The sequence below is a fragment of the Cellulomonas sp. plas2 genome, assembly GCF_057221735.1.
Genome location: NZ_CM170155.1, coordinates 1295761 through 1308064, shown reverse-complemented (window position 1 = coordinate 1308064; position 12304 = coordinate 1295761). Strand labels below are relative to the sequence as shown.

The following is a 12304-nucleotide window of genomic DNA, read 5'->3' as shown; positions in this document are numbered from 1 at the left end:
GCCCGCGGCGCCGGTCCTCGCGCGCGCGGCACGGTGCCGCACGCATCCCGGCGCGGGGCCGGGTCGTCAGTCTCCCAGGTCGCCGCCGCGGGCTCGACCCGGGCGTGCCGGGTACGCTCAGGGCGCACCGCACCCACCACCGCCGGGAGGCCGCCATCTCCGCCGACAAGGCCCTCAGCTGGGCGTACTGCGAGGACGCGGTCGTCGAGGACGACGTGCTGCGACGGGCGCGCGAGCGCGCCGCCCAGCTCGGCTGCCAGGCGGTGCTGCCCGGCGCGGGAGCCGTCCTGCGGCTGCTCGCCGCGGCGTCCCGGGCGCGCGCCGTCGTCGAGGTCGGCACGGGCACAGGGGTCGCCTCGCTCTACCTGCTGCGCGGGATGCCCGAGGACGGGGTGCTGACCAGCATCGACGTCGAGGTGGAGCACCAGCGGGCCGCCCGCGCCGCGTTCGGCGAGGCCGGGATCCGGCCGGCGCGCACGCGCATGATCAGCGGCCGCGCCCAGGACGTCCTGCCGCGCCTGACGGACGCGGCCTACGACCTCGTGCTCGTCGACGCCGACCCCGAGGGCACCCCCGACCACGTGGAGCAGGCCGTGCGGCTGCTCAGGCCGGGTGGCGTGCTGGCCGTCGACGACGCGCTGTGGGGGGACCGTGTCGCCGACCCGGCGCGCCGGGACCCCGCCACGACGACGATGCGCGAGGTGGTGCGCTCGGTCCTGGCCGACGAGCGGCTCGTCCCCGCGCTGGTCACCAGCGGCGACGGCCTGCTGCTGGCCGCGCGCCGCTGACGGCAGGTCGCAGGTCGCACGGACCAGGACGCCTCAGCGCAGGTCGGTGAGGAACCGCAGCAGGAGCCGCGCGCCCCAGCCCGTCGCGCCGGCGGTCGTCTCGTGGCTGTCCGCGGTCGCGCGCGCCGGGCCGGCGATGTCCAGGTGCGCCCAGGCGCGCCCGCCGGTGAACGTGCGCAGGATGAGCGCGGCGACCACGGCCCCTGCGCCGAACGACCGGTCCTGCGCGGTCTGCCGCACGTCGGCGACGTCCGAGCGGATCTGCTCGGCGTAGTCCTCCACCAGCGGCATCCGCCACACGGGCTCCCCGACCGCGGACCCCGCGGCCACGAGCGCGTCCGCCAGGGCCTCGTCGGTGGCGTAGAGCGCCCCGTGCGTCCGGGCGAACGTGAGGGTGGACGCGCCGGTGAGGGTGGCGACGTCGACGACGAGGTCCGGCTCGAGCCGGGCGTCCGCGTAGGCGAGGGCGTCGGCGAGGACGACCCGCCCCTCCGCGTCCGTGTTGTCCACCTGGATCGTCCGTCCGCCGTACACCGTGACGACGTCCCCGGGCCGGTAGGACGCCCCGCCGAGGTGGTTCTCCGCCAGGGGCAGGAGCGCCGTGACGCGGTGGGGCACGCCGGACTCCGCCGCGCCGAGCACCGCGGCCAGCGCCACCGCCGCCCCGGTCATGTCCGTCTTCATCGGCACCATGGACTCGCGCGGCTTGAGCGAGATGCCGCCCGTGTCGAACGTGATGCCCTTCCCGACGAGCACGACGTGCCGCCCGACGGCGCCGTGCCCGTCAGCACCCGACGACGAGCCGCCCTGGGGGCCACCCGGTGCCGGTGGCGTCCACGCGACGCGCACGAGCCGCGGCGTCGACGCCGACCCGCGCCCGACGGCGAGGATGCCGCCGAATCCCTGCGCGGCGAGCTCCCGCGGCGTCAGCACCTCGACCTCGAGGCCGGCGGCGGTGGCCCGGCGGCGGGCGACGTCGGCCACCCAGGCCGGGGTCTTGACGTCCGACGGCTCGTTGGCGAGGTCCCGCGCGAGCCACGTGGCCGTGGCGGCGGTCCGCGCCGCGGCGACCGCGGGGTCCAGGCGTGCGGCGTCCCGACCCAGCAGCACCAGCGCCGCGGCGGGGCGTGCGGCCACCCGGGCGGCGGAGGAGCGCGTCGGGACGGTGTACGCGGCGAGCAGGTACCCCTCGACGAGGGCCCGCGCCCGCTCGGCGGCGTCGCCGGGTGTGCGCTCGTCGCCCGCACCTACCGTGCTCACCACGGTGCCGAGCCCGCGGGCGGCGCGTGCCAGGGCGGCGCCGGCCCTGCGCAGGGCGCCCGCCGACCCGTCCCCGACCCCGAGCAGGACGAGGCGCAGCGGCAGCCCGTCCCACGGCAGGGCCGCGCGGGACCCGACCGGCCGCGGCAGCTGCAGGACGTAGGACTCCCCCGCCGCCCCCGTCAGACGTGCGCGCTCGGCGACGTCGGCGAGGTCGATGCCGTAGCGGGCGGCCGCCTCGGCCGTGCCGGGGCCGGGCGTCAGCTCCTCGTCGCCGGCTGCCGCGGGCCCGACGGGCACGGCGAGCGCGTCGACCCCTGCGGCGGTGAGGAGGTCGGTGGTGGGGACGGCGCCGTCGGCGGTGCGGACGGACGGCAGCGCCCGGGCAGCCGTGGGGCTGCCCGGGCGGGTGCGCGGTGGGACCAAGACGTCGTCCGGGTCAGCCGACGACGGCGGTGAGGGCCTGCCCGAGCTCGGCGGCCTCCGTCGCGTTCAGCTCGACGACCAGGCGCCCGCCCCCCTCGAGCGGGACACGCATGACGATGCCGCGACCCTCCTTGGTGACCTCGAGCGGCCCGTCGCCGGTCCTCGGCTTCATCGCGGCCATGGGGGAGTCTCCTTCGCGTGGTGCGCTGGGCGGTGGGACGCGCCCCGGCGCCCGGCGCGGGCGTCAGGGCTGCCGGCGTGCCGGATGTCCGGGTAGATCCTAGGTCACCGGACCCTGCGACGGCCGCGACCTGGCCCGGGACGCCCCGGAGGAGTGAGGCGGCGCGGCGCCGCGGGCCCCCGACCGACCGGGGCGGCCGTCACGGCGGCCAGTCGGCGGGCGGCGTGAACACCCAGATCGTCAGCACCCACACGGCCTGCAGCACCAGCGACAGCACCACGACCGCGGCCAGCCAGGCGCGCCGCGCGACGGCGGGGCGCGTCACGAGACCGGCGACGACGGCGGCGTAGGGGAAGGCCAGCAGCAGGAACCGCGCGGTCGACGACCCCGGTTCCACCACCGCCGCCAGGTACAGCACGTAGGCGGCCGGCCACGCGCGCAGCTCCGGCGCCAGCCGCCGCGCCGCCGGCAGCAGGAGCAGGCCGCCGAGCAGCGCGAACGCCCCCACCAACCCCGGCACCGCCCAGCCGCCGAGCCAGAACCGCGTCGCGTACCCCAGCGCGCCGAACGGCGTCACCTCCCGGACGCCGCGCCAGGCCCCCTGCGTCTGCAGGTAGGCGTCCTCGACCCCGGTCACCCAGCCCGTCACCGCCGGCCACGCGAACCCCGAGGCGACGGCGAGCACGCCGAGCCCGACGAGGCCCGCCGCGCCGGACGGGCGCAGCGGCTCCTCCCCCCGCCGCGCCCGCACGAGCCGCACGAGCGCGTGCACGCCGACGACCGCGGCCACCGGCAGCGCGACGGACCGCGTGAACCCGAGCAGGACGACCGCGACCGCCACGAGCGCGTAGCGCCGTCCCACGAGCCCGAGCAGCACCAGCGCGACCAGCAGGAGGGCGAGCGACTCCGTGTAGGCGACCTGCGTGACCACGGCCGTGGGGAACACCGCGAGGAGCGCGACGGTCGCCAGCGGCAGGCCCGGCCGGGCGGCGCAGGCGGCCGGCGCCCCCCGCTCGACGACGCGGTGCACGACGAGCGCCGCGGCCGCGCCGAGGACGGTCGCCAGCGCGGGCGCGGCGACCTCCCAGGGCGCCCCGGTCGCCGCCATGAGCAGGCGCACCAGGCCGGGGAACAGGGGGTAGAAGGCCCACGCGTTCTGCACGACGAGCCCGTCGGCGCCCCGCGGCAGGGTCGAGGGGTAGCCGTCCTCGGCGATGCGCCGGTACCAGTCCCCGTCGAACATGAGCGAGACGAAGGTGCCGTAGGAGGGCTGCGCGGGCACGGCGCCGAGCGCCTCCTGCCGGGTGGCCGCCACCAGCAGCAGCGCGGCCGACACGAGCCGTGCCGCCGACCACACGGCCAGCACCCGGACCCACCACGGCCAGGCGGCGGGCCTCATGCGAGTCCCCGGACCGTCCGCTCCGGCGCCCGGTCCCCGCGCAGCACCGCCACCATGTCCAGCGCGCGACGGGTGGCCCGCACGTCGTGCGTGCGGAACACGCGCGCCCCCCACCACGCCGCCAGGACGGTGGCGGCCAGCGTCCCCTCGAGCCGCTCCTCGGGCGGCAGCCCCAGGGACTCCCCGACGAAGTCCTTGCGCGACAGCGCCATGAGGACGGGGTGCCCGAGCCCGACGAGCGCCTGCGTCCGCCGGACCAGGTGCAGGGAGTGCCAGGTCGTCTTGCCGAAGTCGTGCGTCGGGTCCACCAGCACCGACCGCGGGTGGACGCCCAGGTCGACGGCCCGCCGCGCGCCCGCGGCCAGCGTCCGCAGGACGTCCTGCAGCACGCCGTCCAGCGGGTCGGCGGCCGCCTCGTCGCCGGGCGCGCCCTCCGCGAGCGGGTACGTGACGCGCAGCGGGTCGGTGCGCGGGCGGGCGCCGCCGGTGTGGCTGACGACGAGGCCGAGGTCGCGCTCCGCGGCGACCTCGGCGACGCCGGGATCCCAGCCGGCCCAGGTGTCGTTGAGCAGGTCGGCGCCGGCGTCGGCGGCGGCTCGCGCCACGGGGGCCCGCCACGTGTCGACGCTGAGCAGCAGGTCCGGGTGGCGCCGTCGCACCCGCGCCAGCACGGGCACGACGCGCTCCACCTCCTCCGCGACGTCGACCCGCGGCCCCCGCCCGGCGCGCACGCCGCCGATGTCGACGAGGTCCGCGCCCTCGGCCACGGCCCGGTCGACGGCCGCGTCGACGGTCCCGTCGGTGTGCCGCGCGGCCGCGTAGAAGGAGTCCGGCGTGCGGTTGACCACCGCCATGACGAGGGGGTGGTCGACCCCGACGGTCCGCCCGCCCAGGCGCACGGGCGGCCCGGCGGGCGGGACGTCCGGGACCCCCGGCGCCGGGTGCGCTCCGGGCAGGGCACCGCTCATGCGACGCCTCGGTCGCCCGCCCCGACGGCCGTCCTCACGACGCCGGGCCGGCGGACGCGCCGCCCGCCTCCTGCGTCTCGCGCTCCGACCGCTCGACCGCGTCCTGCGTCGCCGCCTGGGCCGCAGCCTCCTCCGCGCGCAGCTCGGCCCCACGCCGCACGACGATGTCGACGGCCTCGTCGGGGTCGTCGGTGAGGCGCAGCAGGTCGAGGTCGGCCGGCGCGATCATCCCGCGCGGCACGAGGGTCTCCCGCGCCCAGTCCAGCAGCCCCCGCCAGTACCCCGAGTTGAGCAGCACCACGGGGAAGCTCGTGACCTTGTGCGTCTGCACGAGCGTGAGCGCCTCGAACAGCTCGTCGAGCGTGCCGAAGCCGCCCGGCAGCACGACGAACCCCTCCGAGTACTTGACGAACATCGTCTTGCGCGCGAAGAAGTAGCGGAAGCTGACGCCGAGGTCGACCCACTCGTTGAGGCCCTGCTCGAAGGGCAGCTCGATGCCCAGCCCGACCGACTTGCCCCCCGCGTCGCAGGCGCCCTGGTTCGCGGCCGCCATGACGCCCGGCCCGCCGCCGGTGATCACGGCGTAGCCCGCCTCGGCCAGCCCGCGCCCGACGGCGCGACCCATCGCGTAGTCGGGGTGGTCGGGCGACGTGCGCGCCGACCCGAAGACCGACACGGCCGGGCCGAGCTCGGCCAGCGCGCCGAACCCCTCGACGAACTCGCTCTGGATGCGCATGACCCGCCAGGGGTCGTCGTGCAGCCAGGTGGCGCTGCGGCTGGGGCTCAGCAGGCGCTGGTCGGACGTCGTCGCCGGGATCTCGTTGCGCCGCAGGAGCACCGGTCCCTTGCGGTACCCGCGGCCGGGGCTGGGCGTGCCGTCGTCGCTCATGCCCGCCAGCGTAGGGTCGCCCGCCCGACCCGACGACGCGGGCACGCGGCCCCGCCGGGCGGGCTCCTCAGGCCGTCAACCAGCGGCGCAGCGCCTCGTGCACGCTGCGGAGCTGCGCCGTGGGCACCCGCTCGTCGTCGTGGTGGGCCAGCGACGGGTCGCCCGGGCCGAAGTTCACCGCCGGCACGCCGAGCTCGGAGAACCGGGCGACGTCGGTCCACCCGTACTTCGGGGCGGGGGCGCCGCCGGTGACGGCCAGCACCGCGTCGACGAAGCCGGCGGCCGCGGGGTGGTCCAGGCCGGGGCGCGCGCCCGCGGCCGCGTCGGTGACGACGACGTCGAACCCGGCGAGGACCTCGCGCACGTGCGCCTCCGCCTCGGCGACGGACCGCGACGGCGCGAAGCGGTAGTTCACCGTCACGACGCACAGGTCGGGGATGACGTTCGTCGCCACGCCGCCGCTGACGAGGACGGCGTTGAGGCCCTCGCGGTACACGAGACCGTCGACCTCGACCTGAGCCGGGCTGTACGCCTCGAGCCGCCGCAGCACCTCCCCCGCGGCGTGCACGGCGTTGCGCCCCATCCAGGCGCGCGCCGAGTGCGCCGCGGTGCCGCGCACGCGCACCTCCACCCGCAGCGTGCCGTTGCAGCCGCCCTCGATGCCCGCGGCCGTCGGCTCGCCGAGCACCGCGAAGTCCGCCGCGAGCCAGTCCGGGTGGTGCCGCGCCACGCGCCCCAGCCCGTTGAGCGCCCAGTCGACCTCCTCGTGGTCGTAGAAGACCCACGTGACGTCCCGCACGGGCGCGTCGAGCTCGACCGCGAGCGCCAGCGCGACCGCGACGCCGCCCTTCATGTCGACCGTCCCGCGCCCCCGCAGCACCTCGACGCCGTCCTCGACGACGAGGCGCGTCGGCAGGTTGGCGTTGACCGGCACCGTGTCGATGTGACCGGCGACGACGACGCGCTCGCCCCGGCCGAGGTGCGTGCGGGCGACGACCGCGTCCCCGTCGCGCAGCACCTCCAGGTGCGGGGCCCGCCGCAGGGCCGCCTCGACGGCGTCGGCGAGCGCCGTCTCCTCGCCGCTGACCGACCGCAGGTCGCACAGCGCCGCCGTCAGCGCGACGAGGTCCGGCGTGCCGTCCGGCCCCGGCCCGACGGGCAGGTCCACGACGGGGCGCGGCGCGTCGGACGGCGGGGGTGTCTCGGAGGACGTCATGGCGGCGACCCTAACCGGGCCGCTGCGTACCCTTCCCCCATGAGCGAGGCCAGGAGCGTGCCGATGAGCGAGGCCGTCAGCGGCACCACCCCCGACGACCCGACCGGACCGACCCTCGCCTGGGCGGCCGGGCTCGCCACCCACGCGGCCGACGGCACGGTGCTGGACGTCTGGTACCCGGAGCCGGTGCTCGGGGCGCCGGGCGAGGCGGCCCCGGACCCCGTCCCCGTGCCGGAGGGCCTGACGGCCGCGGAGCGCGAGGACGACCTGCGCGGCGTGCGGGTGGCCGTCGTGACGACGGTGCTGGACCTTGCCGCGCCCCCGGCGACGACCGCGGACGCCTACCTGCGCCTGCACCTGCTGTCGCACCGGCTGGTCGCGCCCCACGGGCTCGCGCTCGAAAGGATCTTCGGGGTGCTGCCGACGGTGGTGTGGACCGACCGCGGGCCGTGCGCCGTCGACGGGTTCGAGGACGTGCGGCTGCGCGTGCGCGCCGCGACGGGGGTGGCGCCGACGGTGCACGGCGTCGACAAGTTCCCGCGGATGACGGACTACGTCGTCCCCGCCGGCGTGCGCGTGGCCGACGCGTCACGCGTGCGGCTGGGGGCGCACCTCGCGCCGGGCACGACCGTCATGCACGAGGGCTTCGTCAACTACAACGCCGGCACGACGGGCACCTCCATGGTCGAGGGGCGCATCTCCGCGGGCGTCGTCGTCGGCGACGGGTCGGACGTCGGGGGCGGCGCCTCGATCATGGGCACGCTGTCCGGGGGCGGGAAGCACGTCGTGTCGATCGGCCGCCGGACGCTGCTGGGGGCCAACGCCGGGCTCGGCATCCCGCTGGGCGACGACTGCGTGGTCGAGGCGGGGCTGTACCTGACGGCCGGCGCCAAGGTGACGCTGCTCCCCCGGCCGGGCGACGAGGCCGCCCCCCGCGTGGTGCGGGCGCGCGAGCTGGCCGGTGCCGACGGGCTGCTGTTCCGGCGCAACTCCCTCACCGGCGGGGTCGAGGCGGTGCCGCGCGAGGGCGTGGGCGTCGAGCTCAACGCGGCCCTGCACGCGAACTGAGCGTGCCGGGCCGTCCGGCCGGGCCGGCGCGGCCGCCGCGCCCGCCGCGGCCGAGGACCGGGTCGGGCGCCGGGTCCGGCGCCGGGTCCGGCGCCGGGTCCGGCGGCGGTCGTGGTGCCGGCCGGGGCCCCGGGCCCGCGGCCCGCCTGCTGCGCGCGCTCGTCGTGCTCGTCGCCCTCGGGGCGCTGGGCACCGGCGCGGTGGCCGCCGTGCTGGCGTTCCTCGACCGGGGAGCGCCGGGCCTCGCCGCGGAGCGGTGCTCGGCGACGCTCGACGGCACGGACTGGCACCTGACCCCCGAGCAGGCCGACAACGCCGCCCTCGTCGCGGGTGCGGCGGTCGCGCGCGACCTGCCCGCTCGGGCGGCGACGATCGCGCTGGCCACGACGCTGCAGGAGTCGGGTCTCGTCAACGTCACGTACGGCGACCGGGACTCCTTGGGGCTGTTCCAGCAGCGGCCGTCGCAGGGGTGGGGCACCGCCGAGCAGGTGCAGGACCGCGTGCACGCGACGGGCCGGTTCTACGACGCCCTCGTCGGGGTCGAGGGCTGGGCCGACCTGCCGGTCACCGTGGCGGCGCAGGCGGTGCAGCGTTCGGCGTTCCCGGACGCGTACGCCCAGCACGAGGTGCGGTCCCGGGCCTGGGCCTCGGCCCTGACGGGCTGGTCCCCCGCCGTCCTCACCTGCGACCTGCACGCGGTGGACGGTGCCGCGGGCACCCCGGCGCCCACGGCCGCCGACCGCGCGGCGGCGCTCGGGGCGCGCGCCGCCCAGGACCTCGGCGCCGCCGTCTCGACCGGCGCGGCGGCGGACGGCAGCCCCCGGGTCGTGCTCGACCTGGCGGCCCGCACGCCGGACGACCCGTCGCGCGGCGGCTGGGCGGCGGCGCAGTGGGCGGTCGCGACGGCGTGGGCGACGGGCGCGACGAGCGTCGAGACCGCGACCGCCCGCTGGGAGCGCGGGACGCCGGGCTGGGCGACGACGACGCCGACCGACGCGGCGGCCCCGGCACCCGGGACGGCCGTCGTCGGGTTCGCCGCCACGCCCTGACCCTCAGGCCTGCGACGGCGGCCGGGGCGCCCGTGCGCCCGGCCGCGTCACCGGCGGGTCAGCGACGGTCGCCCGGCACGTAGTCGCGCTCGGTCGCGCCCGTGTACACCTGGCGCGGCCGGCCGATCTTCGTCTGCGGGTCGGTCATCATCTCGCGCCACTGCGCGATCCAGCCGGGCATGCGCCCCAGCGCGAACAGCGGCGTGAACATCGACTCGTCGAAGCCCATCGCCTTGTAGATGAGGCCCGTGTAGAAGTCGACGTTCGGGTAGAGCTTGCGCGAGACGAAGTACTCGTCGTGCAGCGCGATCTCCTCCAGGCCGCGCGCGATGTCGAGCAGCTCGTTGCCGGCACCGAGAGCGGAGAGCACGTCGTCGGCGGACTGCTTGACGATGGCGGCGCGCGGGTCGTAGTTCTTGTAGACCCGGTGGCCGAAGCCCATGAGCCGGACGCCCGGCTCCTTGTTCTTCACGCGCGTCATGAACGCCGTCGCGTCGCCGCCGTTGGCCTGGATCTCGGCCAGCATCTTCAGCACGGCCTCGTTGGCGCCGCCGTGCAGGGGACCGGACAGCGCGTTGATGCCCGCCGCCACCGAGGCGTAGAGGTTGGCGTGGGAGGAGCCCACGATCCGCACGGTCGAGGTCGAGCAGTTCTGCTCGTGGTCCGCGTGGAGGATGAGCAGCTTGTCCAGCGCCGCGACGACGCGCGGGTCCGGGTCGTACTGCTGGTAGGGCGCCGCGAAGGTCATGCGCAGGAAGTCCTCGACGTACCCGCGGCTGTAGTCCGGGTAGAGCAGCGGCTCCCCCTTGGAGGACCGGTGCACGTAGGACGTGATGGTGCGCGTCTTGGCGAGGATGAGGACCGTCGCGAGCTCGACCTCCTCGGGGTCGTCGAAGGACAGCGACTCCGGGTAGAACGTCGCCAGCGCGTTGATCGCCGAGGCCATGACGGCCATGGGGTGCGCGTTGCGCGGGAACGTCCCCATGAACGTGCGGAAGTCCTCGTGCACGAGGGTGTGCCGGTTGACCCGGTCCTCGAAGGCGGTCAGGTCCGCGGGCGAGGGCAGCTCGCCGTGGATGAGCAGGTAGGCGACCTCGAGGAAGGAGGACTGCTCCGCGAGCTGCTCGATGGGGTAGCCCCGGTAGCGCAGGACGCCGGCCTCGCCGTCGATGTAGGTGATTTGCGACTCGCAGGACGCGGTGTTCATGAACCCCGGGTCCACGGTCACCATGCCCGTGTCCTTCAGCAGGCTGGCGACGACGAGGCCGTCGTTGCCCTCCGACGCGCGCACGACGGGCAGGTCGTGCGGCGTGCCGTCCACCACGAGCTGGACGGGCGAGGTGGTGACCTCGGTCATCGGTGTTCCTCTCTCGGCCCCCTGAGCGGTGCCCCGTGCCCGACGGCCTCCTCGCGCGGTCGTGGCGCGGCACCGGTCCACGAGGTCTCGTGGTCCTGTGGTCGTGCGCGGGTCGACGGTACCCGCCGCGGGCGGCCGTCGGCGAACCCCGCCCGACCCCCTGCCGCGCCTGTGAGGTCCCTCACGACCTGCGGCGTCACCCCGCACGCAGGCGCGCGGCGGCCCGGTCGACGGCGTCGTCGGTCGCGGTGAGCGCCATGCGGACGTAGCCCGCCCCGGCGGGGCCGTAGAACTCCCCCGGGGCGACGAGCACGCCCCGGTCGGCGAGGGCCGCGACGGTGTCCCAGGACCCCGGGACGACGCCGTCGGGGCCCGCCTGCGGCCGCACCCACAGGTACAGCCCGGCGTGCGACCGCGTGACGACGTAGCCCGCGTCCTCGACGGCCGCCCGCAGGACCGCGCGCCGGCGGCGGTAGCGCTCGCGCTGCTCGGCCACGTGCGCGTCGTCCCCGAGCGCGACCGTCGTCGCCGCCTGCACCGGCCCCGGCACGAGGAAGCCCGCGTGCTTGCGCACCTCGAGCAGCGGCCCGACGAGCCCCGGGTCCCCCGCGAGGAACGCGGCCCGGTAGCCGGCGAGGTTGGACTGCTTGGACAGGGAGTAGGCGACGAGCAGCCCCGACACGTCGCCGCCCGTCACGCGCGGGTCGAGCAGCGACGGGACGCCCTCGCCGGCCCACGGCTCGTCCCACGGCAGCTCGGCGTAGCACTCGTCGGAGGCGACCACCACGGGACGCCCGGTGCGGGCGGTGGCCGCGCGGGCCGCCGCCACGACCGCCGCCAGCGCCTCGACGCCCAGCACCGCGCCGTCGGGGTTGCCGGGCGTGTTGAGCCACACCAGCCGCACGTCGTCGGGCCCGTCCGTCAGGCGCTCGACGACCGCGTCCACCGGCTCGGGCGTCGCCCCGGCCAGGCGCGCCCCCACGTCGTAGGTCGGGTACGCCGTGACCGGGTGCAGCACCACGTCCCCGGCGCCCAGCCCGAGGAGGGCGGGCAGCAGGGCGACGAGCTCCTTGGAGCCCACCGTCGGCAGCACGCCGGCGGGGTCGAGCCCCGGCACGCCGCGCCGCCGGGCGAACCAGTCGACGACGGCCTGCCGCAGCGCGGGCGTGCCGGCCGTCGTCGGGTAGCCCGGGGAGTCGGCCGCGGCCACGAGCGCCTCGCGCACGAGCGCGGGCGTCGGGTCGACGGGCGTGCCGACGGACAGGTCGACGAGGCCGTCGGCGTGCGCGGCCGCCCGCTCCTTGTACGGCGTCAGCCGGTCCCACGGGAAGTCGGGCAGGGTCCCGGTGACCAGGCCCACGAGGCGGTCCGGCTCAGTCGCCGTGGACCTGCAGCGGCAGGGTGGCGATGATCGGGTGGTCCTTCTCGATGCGGCCCATCTTGGCCGCGCCGCCCGGGGAGCCCAGGTCGGAGAAGAACTCGACGTTGGCGGTGTAGAACTGGCTCCACTGCTCGGGGACGTCGTCCTCGTAGTAGATGGCCTCGACGGGGCAGACCGGCTCGCACGCGCCGCAGTCCACGCACTCGTCCGGGTGGATGTACAGGGAGCGGCTGCCCTCGTAGATGCAGTCGACGGGGCACTCGTCGATGCACGCCTTGTCCTTGACGTCGACGCAGGGCTCGGCGATCACGTACGTCACGGG

12 protein-coding genes are annotated in these 12304 nt (G+C 77.0%); 3 read left to right on the top strand and 9 right to left on the bottom strand.

Annotation, left to right across the window (positions count from 1 at the left end; genetic code table 11):
• The first annotated feature begins 155 nt into the window (after positions 1 to 155).
• Entirely contained in the window at positions 156 to 788 is a 633-nt protein-coding gene (locus AC2TDM_RS05915) for an O-methyltransferase (RefSeq protein WP_090033660.1), read from the top strand.
• A gap of 33 nt (positions 789 to 821) precedes the next feature.
• Here the strand turns inward: AC2TDM_RS05915 and AC2TDM_RS05910 are convergent, their stop codons facing one another.
• From AC2TDM_RS05910 to dapE, 6 genes are all read right to left on the bottom strand, one after another.
• Positions 822 to 2474, bottom strand: coding sequence for a leucyl aminopeptidase family protein (locus AC2TDM_RS05910; protein ID WP_484636108.1), 1653 nt, complete (start codon positions 2472 to 2474; stop codon positions 822 to 824).
• Positions 2475 to 2487: 13 nt separating this feature from the next.
• Positions 2488 to 2655 (bottom strand): DUF3117 domain-containing protein, encoded by a 168-nt coding sequence (locus AC2TDM_RS05905; RefSeq protein WP_090033554.1) that lies wholly within the window; start codon positions 2653 to 2655, stop codon positions 2488 to 2490.
• Positions 2656 to 2854: 199 nt separating this feature from the next.
• Entirely contained in the window at positions 2855 to 4054 is a 1200-nt protein-coding gene (locus tag AC2TDM_RS05900) for a hypothetical protein (protein WP_484636107.1), read from the bottom strand.
• A complete protein-coding gene (gene folP / locus AC2TDM_RS05895) occupies positions 4051 to 5022 on the bottom strand; it encodes a dihydropteroate synthase (protein WP_484636106.1) in 972 nt (323 codons plus the stop codon). Before folP ends, AC2TDM_RS05900 begins: the two co-directional genes overlap by 4 nt.
• Before the next feature lie 34 nt (positions 5023 to 5056).
• Entirely contained in the window at positions 5057 to 5911 is an 855-nt protein-coding gene (locus tag AC2TDM_RS05890) for an LOG family protein (protein ID WP_090033657.1), read from the bottom strand.
• Positions 5912 to 5978: 67 nt separating this feature from the next.
• Positions 5979 to 7127, bottom strand: a complete 1149-nt coding sequence (gene dapE, locus AC2TDM_RS05885; protein ID WP_484636105.1) for a succinyl-diaminopimelate desuccinylase — start codon at positions 7125 to 7127, stop codon at positions 5979 to 5981.
• Positions 7128 to 7190: 63 nt separating this feature from the next.
• On the opposite strand from dapE, the gene dapD reads away from it, so the two are divergent.
• Both dapD and AC2TDM_RS05875 read left to right on the top strand, forming a co-directional pair.
• The gene (gene dapD, locus AC2TDM_RS05880; RefSeq protein WP_484636395.1) at positions 7191 to 8195 is read left to right on the top strand and encodes a 2,3,4,5-tetrahydropyridine-2,6-dicarboxylate N-succinyltransferase; all 1005 of its coding nucleotides are present in this window, start codon (positions 7191 to 7193) and stop codon (positions 8193 to 8195) included.
• Between the two features lie 149 nt (positions 8196 to 8344).
• Entirely contained in the window at positions 8345 to 9244 is a 900-nt protein-coding gene (locus AC2TDM_RS05875; protein ID WP_484636394.1) for a hypothetical protein, read from the top strand.
• 58 nt (positions 9245 to 9302) lie between these two features.
• Here AC2TDM_RS05875 and AC2TDM_RS05870 read toward each other — a convergent pair whose 3' ends face one another.
• The 3 genes from AC2TDM_RS05870 to fdxA all read right to left on the bottom strand — a co-directional run bounded on the left by AC2TDM_RS05870 (position 9303) and on the right by fdxA (position 12301).
• The gene (locus tag AC2TDM_RS05870) at positions 9303 to 10601 is read right to left on the bottom strand and encodes a citrate synthase (RefSeq protein ID WP_484636104.1); all 1299 of its coding nucleotides are present in this window, start codon (positions 10599 to 10601) and stop codon (positions 9303 to 9305) included.
• A 196-nt stretch (positions 10602 to 10797) separates the two neighbouring features.
• The gene (gene dapC, locus AC2TDM_RS05865; protein WP_484636103.1) at positions 10798 to 11961 is read right to left on the bottom strand and encodes a succinyldiaminopimelate transaminase; all 1164 of its coding nucleotides are present in this window, start codon (positions 11959 to 11961) and stop codon (positions 10798 to 10800) included.
• A gap of 13 nt (positions 11962 to 11974) precedes the next feature.
• Positions 11975 to 12301, bottom strand: coding sequence for a ferredoxin (gene fdxA / locus AC2TDM_RS05860; RefSeq protein WP_090033544.1), 327 nt, complete (start codon positions 12299 to 12301; stop codon positions 11975 to 11977).
• Positions 12302 to 12304 lie beyond the last annotated feature (3 nt).

What these genes read in the sequence shown, in the direction of transcription:
- AC2TDM_RS05905 (WP_090033554.1), bottom strand. Translation starts at nt 2,655, where the DNA reads ATGGCCGCGATGAAGCCGAGGACCGGCGACGGGCCGCTCGAGGTCACC.
- AC2TDM_RS05900 (WP_484636107.1), bottom strand. Translation starts at nt 4,054, where the DNA reads ATGAGGCCCGCCGCCTGGCCGTGGTGGGTCCGGGTGCTGGCCGTGTGG.
- folP (WP_484636106.1), bottom strand. Translation starts at nt 5,022, where the DNA reads ATGAGCGGTGCCCTGCCCGGAGCGCACCCGGCGCCGGGGGTCCCGGAC.
- AC2TDM_RS05890 (WP_090033657.1), bottom strand. Translation starts at nt 5,911, where the DNA reads ATGAGCGACGACGGCACGCCCAGCCCCGGCCGCGGGTACCGCAAGGGA.
- dapE (WP_484636105.1), bottom strand. Translation starts at nt 7,127, where the DNA reads ATGACGTCCTCCGAGACACCCCCGCCGTCCGACGCGCCGCGCCCCGTC.
- dapD (WP_484636395.1), top strand. Translation starts at nt 7,191, where the DNA reads ATGAGCGAGGCCGTCAGCGGCACCACCCCCGACGACCCGACCGGACCG.
- AC2TDM_RS05870 (WP_484636104.1), bottom strand. Translation starts at nt 10,601, where the DNA reads ATGACCGAGGTCACCACCTCGCCCGTCCAGCTCGTGGTGGACGGCACG.